Genomic DNA, 19,282 nt, shown 5'->3' with positions numbered 1-19,282 from the left:
CAACACATGAGCAACGGCATCGAATTCCGCAACGTCACCAAGCGCTACGGCACCGACAGGAACGCGCCGCTGGCCGTCAAGGGCATCAGCTTCGAGGTGCCCGTGGGCACGCTCACCACCATCCTCGGCCCCTCGGGCTGCGGCAAGACGACCACGCTGCGCATGATCGCGGGGCTCGAATCCCCCACCTCGGGCTCGATCTTCATGGGCGGGCGCGACGTCACCACGCTCGGCCCCGCCGAGCGCAACGTCAGCATGATGTTCCAGAGCTACGCGCTGTTCCCGCACATGAACGTGATCGAGAACGTGAGCTACGGCCTGCGCATGAGCGGCGTGAAGAAGGACGAGGCCACCTCGCGCGCCCGCGAGGCGTTGCGCGGCGTGGGCCTGGTCGGCTTCGACGAGCGGCTGCCCAGCGAGCTGTCGGGCGGCCAGCAGCAGCGCGTGGCCCTGGCGCGTGCGCTGGTGCTGGAGCCGGCGGTGCTGCTGTTCGACGAGCCGCTGTCCAACCTTGACGCGCGGCTGCGGCGCGAAATGCGGGAAGAAATCCGCATGCTGCAGCAGCGGCTGAAGCTCACGGTGGCCTACGTCACGCACGACCAGAGCGAGGCGCTGGCCGTGAGCGACCAGATCATCGTGATGGACCACGGCGTGATCGCCCAGCGCGGCACGCCGGAGCAGCTCTACGGGCGCCCCGAGAGCGAGTTCGTCGCCGGCTTCATGGGCGAGGCGATGGTGTTTCCCGCCACGGCCCAGGCCGACGGCAGCGTGGTGTTGGGCCCGCTGCGGCTGCAGCCGCGCTATGCGGTGTCCCCCGGCACGGTGAAGGTCGCGGTGCGTCCGGAGGCCTGGCAGATCGGCGCGATCGACGGCTTGCCGGCGACCTTGCGCAAGGCGGCGTACCTCGGCAGCTTCTACGAATACGGCTTCGACACCACCCTGGGGCCGGTCTTCGTGGTGTCGGCCGACCTGGCCCGCCCGCTGGCGGCTGGCGCGCAGACGACGCTGTCCCTCGGAGCCCATGGCGTGAGCGTGGTGCCGGGCGCATGAAACAATGGCGCCATGAACGTGGTTTTCGATCTGGGTGCCGTGCTGTTCGCATGGGAGCCCACCCGCCTGGTACAGACCCATCTCCCGCAACACGCGCCGACTGAGGCCGCCGCGGCCGCGTTGGGGCGTGCGCTGTTCCATCACGACGACTGGACCAGCTTCGACTGCGGCACCCGCACGCTGGACGACGCCATCGCCCGCATGGCTGCCCGCCTGTCGTTGCCGACCGCACCGCTGCACGCGATGCTCGAAGGGCTGGGCGAGCGGCTGGAGCCCATCGGCGTCACGGTCGAGATGCTCGAGCAGCTGATCGCCCACAGGGAGGCGGGCCAGCCGCTGCGGCTGTACTACCTGTCGAACATGCCCGCGCCGTATGCCCGAGCCATCGAGCGCCGGCACGCTTTCATGCGCCGGTTCGACGGAGGGGTGTTCTCGGGAGATGTCAAATTTCTCAAGCCCGAGCGCGAGATCTACGAGGTGCTGGCCATGCGCCATGGCCTCGACCCTGAAGAAACGGTGTTCATCGACGATTCGGCCGCCAACGTCGAGATGGCGCGCGCCTTCGGCTGGCACGCCATCCATTGCACCGCGCCGGCCATGCTGCCGTCGCAGCTGCAGCGCTACCTGCCGGTCAACACCACCTTGTCGGTGTCGAACCCCAGGCTGCGGGCGTAGTCCAGCTCCGCTTCGAGCACGGCGGCATCCAGGCGCGGCGCACGCGACAGCACCCACAGGTACTCGCGGTTGGGCGTGCCGACCAGCGAGACCTGGTAGTCGCGGTCCAGCTTCAGGATCCAGTAGTCGCCCCACACCAGCGGCAGCCAGCTGAGCCACGAAGGGGCGAAGCGCACCTCCAGACGGCCCGCCCCGGGCTGGCCCGCCACCGGCACCACGCGGGCGGAGCCGATGGTTTCGTCGAAATTGCCGTCCTGCCGCACGCAACGGTTCAGCACCTGCACAGTGCCATCGGGTTGCGGCGTGTACTCGGCCGTGACCGGACCGGCACATTGCTTCTGGAACCGGTTGGGCAGGCGGGCCTGCTCGTGCCAGATACCGGCATAGCGCTGCAGGTCGACCGGCGCAACCACCTGCAGCGGCGCCCTCATCAGCGGCGCGCCATCGGCCGGGCCTGCCGGCTGGGCGCGCGCGGTGCGAGCCGCGCCCAGAGCCAGCCAGGTGGCCACGCCGCCCACGACGAAGGCCGTGGCCATGACGCCGATCGCGTGGCTGGTGCGGCGGTCGTCGAAAGGCCGGGCGACGGGCGTGGCGGGGCGAGGGCGTTGGGTCATGGGGGGCACTCCTGAAGGGGATGAAAACGTTCGGCTTGTTCCGAAGGGTAGCCCCAGGGTGGGCACTTGGCCGTCAGTCACGGACCACAGCCGATGTAGGGCCGGGAGGCTGGAAACGACGCACTGTGCAAGCCCCCGGCGGACATACAACCCCACAGGCATCAGGCTGATGGAACCGCGCGAAAACCCGTGCTACGGTGCGCATGAAAACATAGGCCGACGCGCAACTGCGTGCAGGACTTGTCACCACCCGCACAGGATAATGATTTCATGAACCAACTCGATGCCCTCCGCCAGTGGACCACCGTCGTCGCAGACACCGGTGACTTCAAGCAGCTCAGCGTTTCCAAGCCGCAGGATGCGACCACCAACCCGTCGCTCATCCTGAAGGCCGTGCAGAAGCCCGAATACCGGCCCCTGCTGGACGAAACCGTGAAGAAGCACGCCGGCAAGCCGCTGGACGAGGTCATCGACCGCCTGCTGGTCAACTTCGGCACCGAAATCCTTCAGATCATTCCGGGCCGCGTGTCCACCGAAGTCGACGCCCGCCTGTCCTTCGACACGGCCGCCACCATCGCCCGCGGCGAGCGCATCGTGGCGCTCTACAAGGCCGAAGGCATCGACACCGAGAAGCGCCTGCTCATCAAGGTGGCCTCCACCTGGGAGGGCATCGAGGCCGCGCGCGAACTGCAAAAGCGCGGCATCCGCACCAACCTCACGCTGCTGTTCTCGTTCGCGCAGGCCGTGGCTTGCGGCGCCGCGGGCGTGCAGCTCATTTCGCCCTTCGTGGGCCGCATCTACGACTGGTACAAGAAGTCGGCCGGCGCCAAGTGGGACGAGGCCGCCAACGCGGGTGCCAACGACCCCGGCGTGAAGTCGGTGCGAGAAATCTTCAACTACTACAAGCAGCACGGCATCAAGACCGAAGTCATGGGCGCGAGCTTTCGCAATGTGGGCCAGATCCAGGCGCTGGCCGGCTGCGACCTGCTGACCATCAGCCCCGAGCTGCTGGCCGAGCTGGCCGCAAGCAACGAGCCGCTCGAACACGCGCTCGACGCCAAGGCTGCTGCAACCCAGGGCGATGCCAGGAAGGTGAGCTACGACGAGGCGGGCTTCCGCTTCGCGCTCAACGAAGACGCCATGGCCACCGAGAAGCTGGCTGAAGGCATTCGCGCCTTCGCGGCCGACGCCGTGAAGCTCGAAAAGCTCATGCAGGAAAGCGGCAAGTAAACATGGCCATGACCCAACGCTGCGATCGCGCGCCGGCCTGGGCGCAGCTGCAATCCAGTTTCGACGTCGCCGGGCGCCAGTTCGACGTGCGCCACGCCTTCGTCGACGACGCCGGGCGCTTCGCGCGCTTCAGCCAGGAGGCGCCTTATGTCTTCGCCGACCTGTCGAAGAACCTGATCGACGCGCGCACCGAAGAGCTGCTGCTCACGCTGGCGCGCGAATGCGGCCTCGAGGCGCACCGCGACGCCATGTTCGCGGACGAGCACATCAACAACACCGAAGACCGCGCCGTGCTGCACACGCTGCTGCGCGCGCCTGCCGATGCGCCGACCGGCGCCAAGACGGCGAACGAGCTGCGCGAGGTGCACGCCACGCTCGACGCCATGCTGGCCTATGCCGAGAAGGTGCGCGGCGACCACACGATCACCGACGTGGTCAACATCGGCATCGGCGGCTCCGACCTCGGCCCGCAGATGGCGGTGCTGGCGCTCGCCGAATTCGCCGCGCCGGGCAAGCGCTTTCATTTCGTCTCGAACGTCGACGGGCATGAGCTGGCGGGCGTGCTGAAGGGCCTGGCACCGGAGCACACGCTGTTTCTCATTGCCTCGAAGACCTTCACCACCACCGAGACGATGACGAACGCGCAGTCGGCCAAGCGCTGGTACGAGCAGTCGGGCGGAACGGACATCGCCGGGCATTTCGCGGCACTCACCACGAACGTGGAAGCAGCGAACAAGTTCGGCATTGACACCACCTTCGGCTTCTGGGACTGGGTGGGCGGGCGCTATTCGCTGTGGTCGGCCATCGGCCTGCCGATCGCGCTGGCCATCGGCCCCGAGGGCTTTCGCCGGCTGCTGGCCGGTGCGCATGCGATGGACGAGCACTTCCGTACCGCACCGCTCGCACAGAACCTGCCGGTGCGCCTGGGCCTGCTCGACGTCTGGTACCGCAACTTCCACAAGTTCACGAGCCGCGGCATCGCGCCGTACCACAGCGCCCTGAAGCGCCTGCCGGCCTACCTGCAGCAGCTGGAGATGGAAAGCAACGGCAAGCAGGTCGACGCGAGCGGCAAGCCGGTGGCCTTCGGCACGTCGCCCGTGCTGTGGGGCGAGCCCGGCACCAACGGCCAGCATGCGTACTTCCAGATGCTGCACCAGGGCACGGACGTGATTCCGCTCGAATTCGTGGCGGTGCGCGACGCGGCGCACGACCTCGAAGGGCACCACCCCAAGCTGCTGGCCAATGCGCTCGCGCAGGCGCAGGCCTTGATGGTGGGCAAGCTCGACGAAGGCGGCCACAAGAACTTTCCGGGCAACCGGCCGAGCACGTTCTTCGTGTTCGAGAAGCTCACGCCCGAATCCCTGGGCGCCTTCCTCGCGATGTACGAGCACCGCGTGTTCACCAGCGGTGCGCTGTGGGGCATCAACAGCTTCGACCAGTGGGGCGTGGAGCTGGGCAAGGTGCTCGCGAAAGACATCGAGCCGCGCCTCGCCTCGGGCGACATCACGGGCCTGGACGCCTCGACGGCGGGATTGCTGCGGCGCCTTAGCTCGCGGTAGCGATTTGCAGCGGGCGCCGACGCCGGCGCGCCGCGCAGAAGCCATGTGAGCGAGACGGCCCGACCGCGCCGCGGTGCGCGGATTCTGCAAATTACTTCTCACTCTTTTTGGCTTTGTTCGGCTATGGAGGCCGGGCGACCATTGTTTGCAATGGTGCAGCGCACGCACCCCTGAGACTTCTTGGACGATCACTCGTCAAGGTCTGTGCGTGCCTTCTTCCATCTTCACCAGCTCACGAACAATCTCCGTCGACAGCGTTGCAATGCCCAGCCTGCTGGGCAACCCCGCGCTGGAATTCAAATCGCTCGACGGCCACGAGTCGTTGGGCGAACTCTTCGAATACACCGTCCGGCTGCAGACGCCCGACAGCCCGGCACTCACCGAGTACGTCACGGCCAATGTTCCGGTCAAGCAACTCATCGGCAAGGAGCTCGGTGTTTGCATCGAGCTCGACGGCAAGGGCTTCGGTGTAGCGGCCCGAACGGGCGCAGGCATCCGCGAAATCAACGGCCTCGTCACCAGCGCCCGGTTCGTGCAGCACGAGAACCGCCGCGGCATCTACGAGATCGTTCTGCGCCCATGGTTGATCCTGGCCACCCACACCAGTGACTACAGGATTTTCCAGAACAAGACGCCGCTGGAGATCATCGAAGAGGTGCTGGCCGACTACAGCTTTCCCACTGAAAAGCGGGTCACCCATCGCTACCCGCAGCGCGTGTTCCAGGTGCAGTACGGCGAGACGGACTTCGAGTTCATCACGCGGCTGATGCAGGAGTTCGGTATCTACTATTTCTTCGAGCACAAGGATGCTGCTCACCGGCTGGTGTTGGTGGACGACGTGGGGGCACACAAAACCTTCGAGAGCGGGGCCTACAGGGTCATCAGCTACTACCCGCCAGGGCACCAGGTCGACGAAGAGCACTGCAACGAGTTCTGCAGCAGCGAGAGCCTCGAATCGAGCCAATGGGTCACCGACGATTTCGACTTCACCAAGCCGCGTGCCAGGCTTCGGCAGATCTCCAAGATGCCGCGCAACACGGGCAACAACACCTATGAGTTGTACAAGTGGCCGGGTGATTACAGCGATCCTGATGAAGGCCGCGACCTGGCGCGCACGCGCATGGAGGCGACCGGCGCCCCTGGCAGCCGCGGCCGGGGAAGCGGGAACCTGCGTGCGGTCGTCACAGGATGCACCTTCTCTCTGATCAACTACCCGCAGGATGCGGCGAACCTCGAGTACTTGGTCATCGCCAGCACCTTGCGCCTGCACGAAAGCGCGCATGCCAGCGGCCAAGACGGCTACGTGTGCTACGCCGACTTCGAAGTCCAACCCGCCAGCAAGATCTTTCGCTCACCGCAGTCGCAACCCAAGCCGAGCACCGCCGGGCCGCAGACCGCCATCGTCACCGGCCCGAGCGGCCAGGACATCTGGACCGACGAATACGGCCGCATCAAGGTCAGCTTCCACTGGAACCGCTACTGCACGAAGGACGAAAATTCTTCCTGCTGGATACGTGTGGCCTCCTCTTGGGCCGGCACCAACTTCGGCGCCATGCATGTGCCGCGCATCGGCCAGGAGGTGATCGTCGACTTCGAGAACGGGGACCCTGATCGCCCCATCGTCACCGGGCGCGTCTACAACCGGCTGAACATGCCGCCCAGGCAACTGCCCGGGCAAAAGCACCTCTCGGGTTTTCGCAGCCGTGAACTGAGTGCCGATGGACAAGGCCAGAGTGTCCGCGGCAACCATCTCGAACTGGACGACCATCCCGGCAAGATCCAGGCGCAGCTCAAGAGCGACCACCTGAGCAGCAGCTTGAGCCTGGGGCACATCGGGCGTATCGAAGACACGACCGGCCGCAAGGACGACCGCGGCCAAGGCGTCGAACTGCGCACCGACGGCCACGGTGCGATCCGCGCCGCGCAAGGCTTGTTGGTCACCACGCAAGCCAGGCCCAACGCGCAGGCGCACATCACCGACATGGGGGAGACCCTCGTCAGGCTCACGCAGGCGCGCGATCTGCACGAGGGAATGAGCGAGCTGGCGCAGCAGGTCAAGGCGCACGAAGCGGGCGATCAGGATGCCGTCACGAAGGTCCTGAAGGAACACAACGACGCGGTCAAGGGCAAGCGCGGCGGCACTGCGCAAGGGCAGTTCCCGGAACTCGATGAACCCCACCTGGTGCTTGCCAGCCCGGCAGGCATTCACAGCACCGCCGGGACGACGACGCACATTGCAAGCGTCGGGCACAACGCGTTGACAAGCGGCGGGCATACCAGCGTCAGTGCGGGCAAGGGCTTTCTGGTGAGCGTGAAGGATGCGATGCGCCTGTTTGCCTGGAAGGCCATTCGCCTGACGGCCGCCACCGCAGGCATCGACATCGTGGCGCTGCAGAACAGCATCAAGCTCATGGCCAAGCTCGACATCAAGCTGGAGGCCCACAGGATCAGCATCACCGCCAAGGAAGAGATCCTGATCAACGGGGGGAGCAGCTACACCCGGTGGGACGCCTCGGGCATCGTGCATGGCACCACTGGGGTGTGGCGCGAGCACGCGGCCACGCACAGCTTTGCGGGGCCCGACAGCTTGCCGGTGGCCGTTACTTCCTTCGACGTGCCCCAGGTATTGCCGAAGACAAACGGCAAGTTTCCCTTCTCTCTCTGAGCTCGATTGACATGATCATCAGCCCTCCCTTCCTGTCGTTGAGCGACATCCCCGTCTATGACGGTCAGTGCGTCAGTAGCGTCATGCCCGGTGGCATTGTCGGCAGTGGTGCCTACCCGATCAGTCAGGCCATGGGCTGGCATGGCGGACTTCACATCCACGCCCCCACCAATACGGAGCCCGTGCGCGCCATTGCCGACGGCACCGTGGTCTTCAGACGCGACGCAGGCAACGCGCGCTACGACAACGAGGACCATTCGACGGGTTGCGTCGTGATCCGTCACGTGAGCGAGATCGGCGCGCAAGGCTCCACGCCTGTCACCGTCACCTACTACTCCATCACCCAACATCTTCGGCAACTGGATCGCGACCTGCCCGCTGTCGGCAGGGCCATCTATCGCAAGGACAAGCTGGGACTTGCTGGCACCATTCATGGCGAGAGCGACCGCATCCATCTGGAAATCATCGCGGGCGATGCCGACACCCTCAAGCTCGTCGGACGCAGCACCGGGGAATTGGCTGTCGGTGGCAGCGGTCGCATCGATGCGGTTTACGGCCAGATGTATGTGCTGGTGCCCGCCAAGAGCCCGTGGTACAGCGCGCAGCCAGCCGGCGTCCCCGGGGCCACGGCTGCCGGCGACAGTGGCAACGACGACCTGGTCATCGGCATCCGGTATGAAGCGGGTAGCGCCACGCTCACCACATACAAGCTCAGCGGCGGCATCGTCGGAACGGCGCCGCGAGAAGCCGATGCCGAATACAACCTCTACACCGAGGCAAACGCGCGCCATGGCCGGCTGAGCGCAGCCGACCAGCTCCACAGCAGCCCCAGTGGCTGGTACGAGTTGCTGCGCTTCGGTCGAAATCTGGGCACGGACTCCTTGCCCGCAAATGCAGCCCACTGGCGCAAGGTCGTCGTGCCGGGCCAATCAGGCGGTGTCTGGATCAATCTGAATGCCAGCAACACCAGGAAATTCAGCGATGCCGATTTCCCGCAGTGGGCAGGCTGGAAGCTGATCGACGATGACGTGACCGACGACAACAGCCGCTGCGACTCGGCCGCGATCAACGCGATGCTGACCTCGCCACCTCAAACCGGTGCCACAACGGTCCTCACGCCAGCGCAGAAGGCCGCTGACCGCATGCAGAACCTGTGCAAGTCTGATGTGCAGGAGAAATTGGCCAAGACCATTTGCAAGTTTCCGACCGAATGGGCCAAGGATGAAGTGCGCAAGCGCTGGGCATGGACGAGGGAGACCGGAAATCCCTCGATGCCGTATCCGCTGGAAGACGAAACCGACTTCACCGAAATGGCGGACTTCGCTCAGAAGCTTTGCTTCTGGGAGGACCTGCCTGCTGAAGACAAAAGCCGCCTGACGATCAAGCACTGGCACTTTCATCCCAGGGAGTTCATCAAGCACTTCAGGATGTGCGGGTGGCTGAGCAAAAGAGAGTTGGCTAAGCTGATACCTGTAAATATCATCAGAAAGCCCGGGAGCCACAATTCAAGCTCGGCTGCGATCTGGGAGTCGCCTAGTTTGTCGGCAGCACAAAATTTCCTCTCGATTCATGCCGCCGAACTGAATTTTTCGCTGAGAAAATTCTTGATAAATACACCCATCAGGCAGGCTTGCTTTTTTGGTAATTCGACACAAGAGACGCAGTGGTTTCGCTATTTGAAGGAGGGGAATGGTGGAAATCCAGCGCTCCATCAAGGGTGGTATGGCCGTGGATTTTTGCAGCTGACGAATCCGAATGGAAATATGAATGGTGGAAGAAACAACTATTATAAATATTTCAGGTTCGTGGGGCGTGCCCCTTCATTTCCGCAAGGCAATCAAGAAACTATCTGGCGCGATGAAATTGGCACCGATCCGCACCATGCGGCACAAAGTGCCTGCGCCTATTGGGTCTGGGACAATAAGTCAGCGCCAGATGCCGCAAATCCCAGTCGCGCGCAAGTCGACAATGCTAACAAGTATGCAGATATGCAAGGCGTAAATCAGCGAAGAACGATATCGACCGGAAGCAATGGGGTGAAGATATGGTATTACAACCAATCCTTCGTCAACTGCGCCACTGCCGTTAATTTTCCTGGCGCGACGGGACAAAATCCACCCAACATGAACGGATTGGTTGATCGCTCAGTCGCATTTGTGAACGCTTTAATGGTTTTGGCTGATGTTCCTTTGTTCGAGAATTCCCAACAAATTTACGAGCCTCAGCCAGAGAGCTACGTTCAGCAAAGGGCCGTATGAAATCAGTATCCATTCTCTGGATGGTTCTCGCCCTTCATCTGCCCTGCAATGCAAAAGCTACGGATTTTTCTAGCCCCACTGCTGCAGACAGGCTCAAGATTGAATGCGGCTACGATCTTGGAGAGGAAATAACCAGGGAAATTATTTCGGAGGAGATAAAAGAAGGTGTTTTTGATTCTGCCAAATACGTCAATTTTGATTTCCGAATTAATTTGAGAATTTTGCAAAAAGAGGTGGCAGCCAATATTGTTTTTAATTGCATTGGTGAGGGGTCACGTGCCCCATCTAAGAAATCGCTGACGCCGATTCAATTGATGCGGCAGGAGGATGCAGGTGGTCGTTATTTTCGGCACGTCGCATGGCAACGAAAAATACATGGGCGTAATTGGAGTGGCTTGATTGCTTATTCTGATTATCTTTTTGGAGACGGGCAGAAAACGCCGACTTACACCTATTTGATCTGTCGTGCTCAATCGCAGTGTTTTAATTTTGAGATTGATCCAAGAGATAGACTGACCTCCAGGGAGCGTGAGGCAGTGCTTGATTTGATAAAGGACATTTCGTACGAAAAATAAAAAGATGAAATCTTGGATATTTCAATCGAAAAGTAAATAAGTTTCTCAGTGTTGTCTCAAACGCTGGAGGCCTGCGGTTTGCGCTGCGCATGTCACGCGACCCGCATTGGTCTCGCTTGGTGAGACGCGTGGATCTCCGCCATGGCGGTTGCAGCAGTCGCTGGGCGGCTGTGGCCTTTGGACCCCGCAACATGCATGCTGTATTGCAGTAACTAGGGAATATCCCAGTCAAGTAGTGCATGAAAGTACCATTGCTGTCCGTCGAAGTACCAAAGCTGCAACGGCGTTTCTCCAGAATCCCCCCACGGCGACCCGACAACAAGAGGGCGTCGCTCACCTCTAGGAGACAACATGAAGCGTTTTCTGAAAGCGGGCCTCGTCCTCGCACTCATCGGCACGGGCGTCGTGTCCCAGGCCGCCACCGAACTCGTGATCGCGACCGTGAACAACGGCCACATGATCGAGATGCAGAAGCTCACCCCCTTCTTCGAGAAAGCCAACCCCGACATCAAGCTGAAGTGGGTCACGCTCGAAGAAGGCACGTTGCGCCAGCGCGTGACCACCGACATCGCCACCAAGGGCGGCCAGTTCGACGTGATGACCATCGGCCTGTACGAAACCCCGATCTGGTCGAAGAAGGGCTGGCTCAAGCCCATCGCCACCGATGCGGCCTACGACATCGACGACCTGCTGCCCGCCATCCGCAACGGCCTGTCGACCGACGGCAAGCTGTACGCGGCGCCGTTCTACGGCGAGAGCTCGATGCTCATGTACCGCAAGGACCTGGCCGACAAGCTGGGCGTGAAGTTTTCCGACCAGCCGACCTGGGCGCAGGTGAAGGAGTTCGCCGACAAGGCCAACGACCCGAAGGGCGGCGTCTACGGCATGTGCCTGCGCGGCAAGCCGGGCTGGGGCGACAACATGGCCTTCCTGACCACGCTGGTCAACACCAACGGTGGCCAGTGGTTCGACATGCAATGGAAGCCGCAGATCGACACCAAGGCCTGGAAGGACGCGATCACCTTCTACGTCGACATGATGAAGAAGGACGGCCCTCCGGGCGCGTCGGCCAACAGCTTCAACGAGAACCTCGCGCTCTTCAATGAAGGCAAGTGCGCGGCCTGGGTCGACGCGACCATCGCGGCCTCGTTCGTCAGCGATCCGAAGCAGTCAAAGGTGGCCGACAAGGTGGCGTTCACGCAGGCACCGACCGCCAGCACGCCCAAGGGCGCCAACTGGCTGTGGTCGTGGAACCTCGCCATTCCGGCCAGCTCGACCAAGGACGAGGCCGCGCAGAAGTTCATCAAGTGGGCCACGTCCAAGGACTACATCAACCTCGTGGCCAAGGAGACCGGCTGGGCCTCGGTGCCGACCGGCACGCGCAAGTCGACCTACGCGAACCCCGAGTTCCAGAAGGTCGCCAAGTTCGCCGAAGCCGAGAAGAAGGCCATCGACAGCGCCAACCTGACGGACAGCACGCTGCCCAAGTCGCCGTACGTCGGCGTGCAGTACGCGGCCATTCCGGAGTTCCAGGCCATCGGCGTGGCGGTGGGTCAGCAGATGAGCGCGGCGCTGTCGGGCAAGGTCACGGTCGACCAGGCGCTGAAGACCTCGCAGACCGCCGCGGAGCGCGAGATGAAAAAGGGCGGGTACTACAAGTAAAGCCTGCGGGCTTTGCTCCCTCCCCTTACGGGGGAGGGTAGGGGTGGGGGCATGCGGCGCGCGCGACAACGCCGCGCCTGAACAGGCAGCCCCCATCCCGGCCTTCCCCCAGCGGGGGAAGGAGCCAGGGACCACAAGAAGGGATACCTCATGAAAAGACTCCTGCCCCGCGCCCTCATGGCGCCCGCGGTGCTCACGCTCTTCCTTTGGATGATCGTGCCGCTGCTGATGACGTTGTATTTCTCGTTCGTCAACTACAACCTCATGCAACCCGGCGAACGCACGTTCGCGGGCCTCGAGAATTTTCACTACTTCGTCACCGACCCCGACTTCTGGCCGGCCACATGGAACACGCTGCTGCTGATCGGCAGCGTGATCGTCATCACGGTGGTGTTCGGCGTGCTGCTCGCGCTGCTGGTGAACGAGCCCTTCCCGGGGCGCGGCATCGTGCGCGTGCTGCTCATCTCGCCGTTCTTCGTCATGCCCGCAGTCAATGCCCTGCTGTGGAAGCACATGATGATGAACCCCATCTATGGCGTGCTGGCCGACCTGTGGCGCTTCTTCGGCGCCGCGCCGGTGGACTGGCTCACCGACGTGCCGCTGTTCTCGGTGATCGTCATGGTGGCCTGGCAGTGGCTGCCCTTCGCCTGCCTGATCTTCATCACCTCGCTGCAGTCGCTGGACCGCGAGCAGATGGAGGCCGCGCGCATGGACGGCGCGAGCTCGTTCCAGCGCTTCTTCTATCTCACGATTCCGCACCTCGCCCGCCCGATGGCCGTGGTGATCATGATCGAGATGATCTTCCTGCTCAGCGTGTTCGCCGAGATCGCCATCACCACCAACGGCGGCCCGGGCAACGAGAGCACGAACATGACCTACCTGATCTTCAAGCAGTCCCTCATGAATTTCGACGTGGGCGTGGCTTCGGCCGGTGCGCTGTTCGCGGTGGTGCTGGCGAACATCGTGGCGGTGTTTCTCATCCGAATCATCGGCAAGAACCTCGACTGAAGGAACGATCATGCAACCCAGCAACTTCCTTCCCCAGCTGCTGCGCACCGTCGGTGCATGGGCCGTGGCGCTGCTCTTGTTTTTTCCGCTCGGCTGGCTGTTCCTCACGGCCTTCAAGACCGAGCTGCAGGCCATCCATGTGCCACCGCTCTTCATCTTCGAGCCCACGCTGGACAACTTCGGCGAAGTGCAGCGCCGCAGCGACTACCTGCTGTACGCGCGCAACTCGCTCATCACCAGCCTGGGCTCGACCATCCTGGGCCTGCTGATCGCGGCGCCTGCGGCGTACTCGATGGCGTTCTTCCGCACGAAGCGAACGCGCGACATCCTGATGTGGATGCTCTCCACCAAGATGATGCCGGCCGTGGGCGCGCTGGTGCCGATCTACGTGCTCGCGCAGACCGCGGGCATGCTGGACTCGCTCACCGCGCTGACCATCGTGTTCACGCTGTCGAACCTGCCGATCATGGTGTGGATGCTCTACAGCGCCTACAAGGACATTCCGAACGAGATCCTGGAAGCCGCGCGCATGGACGGCGCGAGCCTGTGGACCGAGTTCCGCCACGTGGTGCTGCCGCTGTCGGTCGGCGGGCTCGCGTCGACCGGCCTGCTGTGCCTGGTGCTGAGCTGGAACGAGGCCTTCTGGGCGCTCAACCTCACCTCCGCCAAGGCCGGCACGCTGGCGACGCTCATCGCCTCGTACTCCAGCCCCGAAGGCCTGTTCTGGGCCAAGTTGTCGGCCGCCTCGCTGATGGCCATCGCGCCCATCGTGGTGTTCGGCTGGTTCAGCCAGAAGCAGCTCGTCCAGGGCCTGACCTTCGGCGCCGTGAAATGAACACCCCCAGTCTTCGCGCACTTCGTGTCGCTTCGCCAACCCTCTCGAGGGAGCGCTGCCAGCAGCCCGGCAAAGCCGGTTCCGCGGCAGCTCCCGCATTTCGCTGCGCGCTTTCGACCCGTGCAGGTGCTTCGGCAGCCTGCCCACAAGCAATCAAGGAGTTGTGAATGGCCTACCTCGAACTCAAGAACATCAAGAAGAGCTTCGGCGAAGTCGACATCATCAAGGGTGTGGACCTGCAGATCCAGAAGGGCGAGTTCATCGTCTTCGTCGGGCCTTCGGGCTGCGGCAAGTCGACGCTGCTGCGGCTGATTGCCGGGCTCGAGCCCATCACCAGCGGCAGCCTGATGCTCGACGGCAAGGACATCACCTGGGCGCCCTCGGGCAAGCGCGACCTGGCGATGGTGTTCCAGAGCTACGCGCTCTATCCGCACATGAGCGTGTACGACAACATGTCGTTCGCACTCAAGCTCGCGGGCGTTTCCAAGAGCGAGATCAAGACCAAGGTCGAGCATGCGGCCACCACCCTCAACCTCACGCAATACCTCGACCGCACGCCCAAGGACCTGTCGGGCGGCCAGCGCCAGCGCGTGGCCATCGGGCGCGCCATCGTGCGCGCGCCCAAGGTGTTCCTGTTCGACGAGCCGCTGTCCAACCTCGACGCGGCGCTGCGCGGCAACACGCGTGTGGAAATCCACAAGCTGCACCGCGCGCTGGGCGCGACCACCATCTACGTGACGCACGACCAGGTCGAGGCCATGACGCTGGCCGACCGCGTGGTGGTGCTCAAGGACGGGCTCATCGAGCAGGTCGGTACGCCGCTGGCGCTGTACGACCGCCCGGCCAACCAGTTCGTGGCGCAGTTCATCGGCATGCCGTCGATGAACATGGTGGCCGCCAATGCCATTCCCAGCTTCTCGGCCGCCACCGGCGGCAGGCTGCCCGCGGACGGTTTCCTGGGCGTGCGCCCTGAAGGCCTGCGCGTGCACGCGAGGCAGGGCGCGCCGGTGTCCGACGTGCAGGGCCGCGTCGAGCTCATCGAGGCGCTGGGCGCCGACACGCTGATTCACGTCGACGTGGGGGGCGTGCCGCTCGTCGCCCGCCAGAACGACCGCACGCCGCTGCAGGCCGGCGACGACGTGGCTGTGGAGCTCGACCCCTCCGTGCTCCATCTGTTCAACCGCGAAGGCCGTTCGGTCAGCGCGTGAGCCCGATTCCTTCAACGCCATTTCAACGGACATTGCCGTGACCATCGCGCACATTCCACCGGCTCCCACGGAGTTCACGGTGCTTCATCTCGGCCTGGGCTCGTTCCATCGCGCGCACCAGGCGGTGTACCTGCAGCGGCTGATCGACGCGGGCGACACCCGCTGGTCGCTGTCGGGCGCCAACATCCGGCCGGACATGGCCGACATCGTCGCGGCGCTGCAGGCGCAGGGCGGACGCTACACGCTCGAAACGGTGTCGCCGGCGGGCGAGTACCGCTACGAAGAGATCGAGGCCATCCGCGAGGTGCTGCCCTGGGAGCGCTCGCTGGCCAGCGTGATCGCGCGCGGCGCGACGCCTTCCACGCGCATCGTGTCGTTCACCGTCACCGAAGCCGGCTACTACCTCGACGACAAAGGCAAGCTGGACCTGTCGTTCGGCGATCTCGCGGCCGATGTAGCGCGCGCGCGGCGCGGCGAGGCCGGCGGCGACAACGTGACCATCTACGGCGCGCTGTGCGCCATCCTGCGTGCGCGCAAGGAAGCGAATGCGGGCGCCGTCACGCTGCTGAACTGCGACAACCTGCGCCACAACGGCGAGCGCTTCCGCGCGGGCCTGCTGGAGTTCATTGCGCTCGCGGGCGACACCGGCCTGCTGGCCTGGGTGAAGGCGAACACGCGCTGCCCGAACGCGATGGTCGACCGCATCACGCCGCGCCCGCCGCCCGAGCTGCGCGCACGCGTGAAGGCCGCCACGGGCCGCGACGATGCCGCCGCCATCACCGGCGAGAGTTTCATCCAGTGGGTCGTCGAAGACGACTTCGCGGCCGGCCGGCCCGATTGGGGCCGCGTGGGCGCGGAGCTGGTGGCATCGGTGCAGCCGTACGAGGAAGCCAAGATCCGCATCCTCAACGCCACGCACAGCTGCATCGCCTGGGCGGGCACGCTGGTGGGGCTGGGCTTCATTCATGAAGGCACGCACGATGCGGCGATCCGGAAGATGGCGTTCGACTACGTTACCGACGACGTCATTCCCTGCCTGACCCCGAGCCCGATCGACCTCGCGGCGTACCGCGACGTGGTGCTCGACCGCTTCGGCAACCCCGCCATCCGCGACACCAACCAGCGCGTGGCGGCGGACGGTTTCTCGAAGATCCCGGGCTTCATTGCGCCGACGGTGCGCGAGCGCCTGGCGGCCGGCCACGGCATCGACAGCGTGGCGATGCTGCCCGCGTTGTTCCTGGCGTTCCTGCAGCGCTGGCACAAGGGCACGCTGCCCTATGCCTACCAGGACCAGGGCATGGACGAAGCGGTGGCGCACGCGATCTGCGACGCGGCCGATCCGGTCGTCGCGCTGTGCTCGGACGCGGGGCTGTGGGGTCCCCTTGCCGCCGATGCCCGCCTGATCGATGCCGTGCGCCGTGCCAGCGAGCGCGTTGCGCGTTTCATCCAGACCGAAAGCCAGCCATGACCCCACGTCTTCAAGACCGCCATGTTCTGCTGACCGGCGCGGGCGGCGGCATCGGCCTGGCCGTGGCCGAGGCGTGCATTGCCGAAGGCGCGCGCTGCAGCGTGATCGACCGCGCGACCGCCGCACCCGACGCGGTGCGCGAACTCCAGCAGCGCCACCCGGACAGCCTGGCGTACATTGCCGCCGACGTCACCGACACGCAGGCCATCACGCACATGCTGGCCGGGGCGCAAGTGGCGTTCGGGCCGATCCACACGCTGTTCAACAACGCGGCGGTGTTCGACCTGGCGCCGCTGCTGGACAGCGACGAGGCCTCGTTCGACCGGCTCTTCGCCGTCAACGTGAAGGGCATGTTCTTCGTGATGCAGGCGGTGTTGCGCCACATGGTCGAGGCAGGCACGCAGGGTGCCTCGGTCATCAACATGGCCTCGCAGGCGGGGCGGCGCGGCGAGGCGCTGGTGTCGCACTACTGCGCGACCAAGGCGGCCGTCATCAGCTACACGCAGAGCGCCGCGCTGGCCATGGCGCCGCACGGCATTCGCGTGAACGGCATTTCGCCGGGGGTGGTCGACACGCCGATGTGGGACCACGTCGACAGCCTGTTCGCCAAGGCCGAAGGACTGCAGCCCGGGGAGAAGAAGCGGCAGGTCGGGCTGGCGGTGCCGCTCGGGCGGATGGGCTCGCCGAGTGACATTGCCGGCGCGGCGGTGTTCCTTGCCAGCGACGAGGCGCGCTACATCACGGCGCAGACGCTCAATGTCGATGGCGGCAACGTCATGAGCTGATCCTCCTGTATGCGACCCGAGCCATGAATGAAGACTTCCACCTGTACCTCGACAGCGCCGACCTGAGCGAACTGCAGGCCTGCCTGCCGCACCCGGTGGTGCACGGCGTGACCACCAACCCGACCCTGCTGCTTCGTGCAGGCGTCGGCCGTGCTGCCTTGCCGGGGCTGCTGAAGCGCTGCATCGAACTGGGTGCACGCCAGGTGCAGGCCCAGGTGTATTCCAGCGAGGTCGACGGCATGCTCGAAGACGCGCGCGCCTTGCTGTCGCATTTCAACCGCGGCCAGCTCGTCATCAAGATCCCCGCCACGCGCCAGGGCCTGGATGCCGGCGCGCGGCTCATTGCGCAGGGCGTGCCCGTCACCTGGACGGCCGTGTATGCGCCCGAGCAGGCGCACTTTGCGGCGCAACTGGGTGCGGCCTACGCGGCGCCGTACCTCGGGCGTCTCGAAGACGCGGGCGCCAACGGGCTGGCGCTGATTGCGCAGATGCAGTCGCTGGTCGCGCAGCGGCCTTCGTCCGGCACACGGCTGCTGGTGGCCAGCATTCGCTCGCGCGAGGCGTATCTTTCGTTGCTGGGGGTCGGCGTGGGGGCCATCACCATTCCGCCGCGTCTCTTTGCCGAACTGCTCGACCATTCCGCGACGCTGGCCGCCGAACGCGGCTTCCTGGCCGATGCGAGCGCCTTGCCCTGATCGAGAATCCAGACACCATGCGCATAGCACTCACGGGCGAAGCCCTCATCGATTTCACCGCCAGCGAGGCGGGCACCCTGGCCTTCCTGGGGCACGAGGGCGGCTCGCCGCTCAACACGGCGGTGGCCTGCGCCCGGCTCGGGCAGCCGACAGGCTTCTTCACGCAGCTCTCGACCGACCTGTTCGGCGAGCGGCTGATGGGTTTCCTGCAGAGCAACGGCGTGGACACGAGTTTCGTGCTGCGCAGCAATGCGCCTTCCACGCTGGCCTTCGTCGAGCGCACGCCGCAGACCAACCGCTACGCGTTCTACACGCAGGGCAGCGCCGACGCCACCTGGGCGCCCGAGCCGCTGCCGCAGCTGCCGGCGGACTGCCGATTCCTGCATTTCGGCTCGATTTCGCTGCTCCAGCAGCCGGCTGCCACGCGCATCACCGACCTGATCACGGCGAACAAGGGTCGCTGCGTGATCGTGTTCGACCCCAACGTGCGGCCCAGCCTGATTGCGGACATGGTCGGCTACCGAGCACGCGTGACGGGCTGGTTCGCGCTGGCCGACCTGGTCAAGCTCAGCGACGAAGATGCCGAACTGCTCGCGCCCGGGCAACCGGTCGACGCCCTGGCCGCGGACATCCTGAAAGCCGGGGCGCGTGCCGTGATCGTCACGCGCGGCGGGCACGGCGCAACGCTCTGGCGCACGGGGCACGCGCCCATGGCCGTGGCTGCGCCGCGCGTGCAGGTGGTCGACACCATCGGCGCGGGAGACACCTTCACGGCCGGGTTGTCGGTCTCGCTGCTTGCGCACGGCGTCGAGCGGCCGGCGCAGCTCGGCGAACTGGGCGACGAGGCCTGGCGCGAGGTGATGCGCTTCGCCGCCACCGCCGCCGCGCTCAACTGCGCCCGCGAGGGTGCCGACCCGCCCACGCTCGCCGCGGTTCACATCGCGCTCGCGGAGGCACAAAATACCGGTGCTGCTTCCCGGTCCTGAACCGTGCTG

16 protein-coding genes are annotated in these 19,282 nt (G+C 64.7%); 15 read left to right on the top strand and 1 reads right to left on the bottom strand.

The features are described 5' to 3' along the window. Positions 1–6 precede the first annotated feature (6 nt). Together AC0IYU_RS13010 and AC0IYU_RS13005 are read left to right on the top strand one after the other, a co-directional pair. Complete coding sequence (locus AC0IYU_RS13010) at positions 7–1,050, top strand: ABC transporter ATP-binding protein (protein WP_472117286.1); 1,044 nt, start codon at positions 7–9, stop codon at positions 1,048–1,050. A gap of 12 nt (positions 1,051–1,062) precedes the next feature. Further along, on the top strand, positions 1,063–1,725 hold the full coding sequence (locus AC0IYU_RS13005; RefSeq protein WP_472117283.1) for an HAD family hydrolase: 663 nt from the start codon (positions 1,063–1,065) through the stop codon (positions 1,723–1,725). On the opposite strand, the gene AC0IYU_RS13000 is transcribed toward AC0IYU_RS13005, so the two are convergent. Continuing rightward, positions 1,671–2,339, bottom strand: coding sequence for a lipocalin family protein (locus AC0IYU_RS13000; protein ID WP_472117280.1), 669 nt, complete (start codon positions 2,337–2,339; stop codon positions 1,671–1,673). The genes AC0IYU_RS13005 and AC0IYU_RS13000 overlap by 55 nt on opposite strands. A 270-nt stretch (positions 2,340–2,609) precedes the next feature. Between AC0IYU_RS13000 and tal the strand changes: the two genes are divergently transcribed. From tal to AC0IYU_RS12935, 13 genes are all read left to right on the top strand, one after another. After that, positions 2,610–3,569: a transaldolase gene (tal, locus tag AC0IYU_RS12995; protein ID WP_472117278.1), complete on the top strand. Its 960-nt coding sequence runs from the start codon at positions 2,610–2,612 to the stop codon at positions 3,567–3,569. Positions 3,570–3,571: 2 nt separating this feature from the next. Continuing rightward, the gene (pgi, locus tag AC0IYU_RS12990) at positions 3,572–5,128 is read left to right on the top strand and encodes a glucose-6-phosphate isomerase (protein WP_472117275.1); all 1,557 of its coding nucleotides are present in this window, start codon (positions 3,572–3,574) and stop codon (positions 5,126–5,128) included. A 73-nt stretch (positions 5,129–5,201) separates the two neighbouring features. Further along, entirely contained in the window at positions 5,202–7,793 is a 2,592-nt protein-coding gene (locus tag AC0IYU_RS12985; RefSeq protein WP_472117273.1) for a type VI secretion system Vgr family protein, read from the top strand. Positions 7,794–7,804: 11 nt separating this feature from the next. Beyond that, a complete protein-coding gene (locus AC0IYU_RS12980; RefSeq protein ID WP_472117270.1) occupies positions 7,805–10,051 on the top strand; it encodes a hypothetical protein in 2,247 nt (748 codons plus the stop codon). Continuing rightward, positions 10,048–10,626 (top strand): hypothetical protein, encoded by a 579-nt coding sequence (locus tag AC0IYU_RS12975; protein WP_472117268.1) that lies wholly within the window; start codon positions 10,048–10,050, stop codon positions 10,624–10,626. The genes AC0IYU_RS12980 and AC0IYU_RS12975 overlap by 4 nt, the downstream gene beginning before the upstream one ends. A 351-nt stretch (positions 10,627–10,977) precedes the next feature. Then, on the top strand, positions 10,978–12,288 hold the full coding sequence (locus tag AC0IYU_RS12970; RefSeq protein WP_472117266.1) for an ABC transporter substrate-binding protein: 1,311 nt from the start codon (positions 10,978–10,980) through the stop codon (positions 12,286–12,288). A 150-nt stretch (positions 12,289–12,438) separates the two neighbouring features. Beyond that, the gene (locus AC0IYU_RS12965) at positions 12,439–13,296 is read left to right on the top strand and encodes a carbohydrate ABC transporter permease (protein ID WP_472117263.1); all 858 of its coding nucleotides are present in this window, start codon (positions 12,439–12,441) and stop codon (positions 13,294–13,296) included. Positions 13,297–13,306: 10 nt separating this feature from the next. After that, a complete protein-coding gene (locus tag AC0IYU_RS12960; RefSeq protein WP_435441686.1) occupies positions 13,307–14,131 on the top strand; it encodes a carbohydrate ABC transporter permease in 825 nt (274 codons plus the stop codon). A gap of 167 nt (positions 14,132–14,298) precedes the next feature. Beyond that, positions 14,299–15,339 (top strand): ABC transporter ATP-binding protein, encoded by a 1,041-nt coding sequence (locus AC0IYU_RS12955; protein ID WP_472117260.1) that lies wholly within the window; start codon positions 14,299–14,301, stop codon positions 15,337–15,339. A 79-nt stretch (positions 15,340–15,418) separates the two neighbouring features. Next, complete coding sequence (dalD, locus tag AC0IYU_RS12950; RefSeq protein ID WP_472117452.1) at positions 15,419–16,807, top strand: D-arabinitol 4-dehydrogenase; 1,389 nt, start codon at positions 15,419–15,421, stop codon at positions 16,805–16,807. Then, on the top strand, positions 16,804–17,592 hold the full coding sequence (locus AC0IYU_RS12945; protein WP_472117257.1) for an L-iditol 2-dehydrogenase: 789 nt from the start codon (positions 16,804–16,806) through the stop codon (positions 17,590–17,592). Before dalD ends, AC0IYU_RS12945 begins: the two co-directional genes overlap by 4 nt. A 23-nt stretch (positions 17,593–17,615) precedes the next feature. After that, positions 17,616–18,287: a transaldolase family protein gene (locus tag AC0IYU_RS12940; protein ID WP_472117254.1), complete on the top strand. Its 672-nt coding sequence runs from the start codon at positions 17,616–17,618 to the stop codon at positions 18,285–18,287. Positions 18,288–18,304: 17 nt separating this feature from the next. After that, on the top strand, positions 18,305–19,273 hold the full coding sequence (locus tag AC0IYU_RS12935) for a carbohydrate kinase family protein (RefSeq protein ID WP_435482746.1): 969 nt from the start codon (positions 18,305–18,307) through the stop codon (positions 19,271–19,273). Positions 19,274–19,282: the final 9 nt, after the last annotated feature.

This window comes from Variovorax sp. AC103, assembly GCF_979254005.1.
This window is presented reverse-complemented; position numbering and strand designations above follow the sequence as displayed.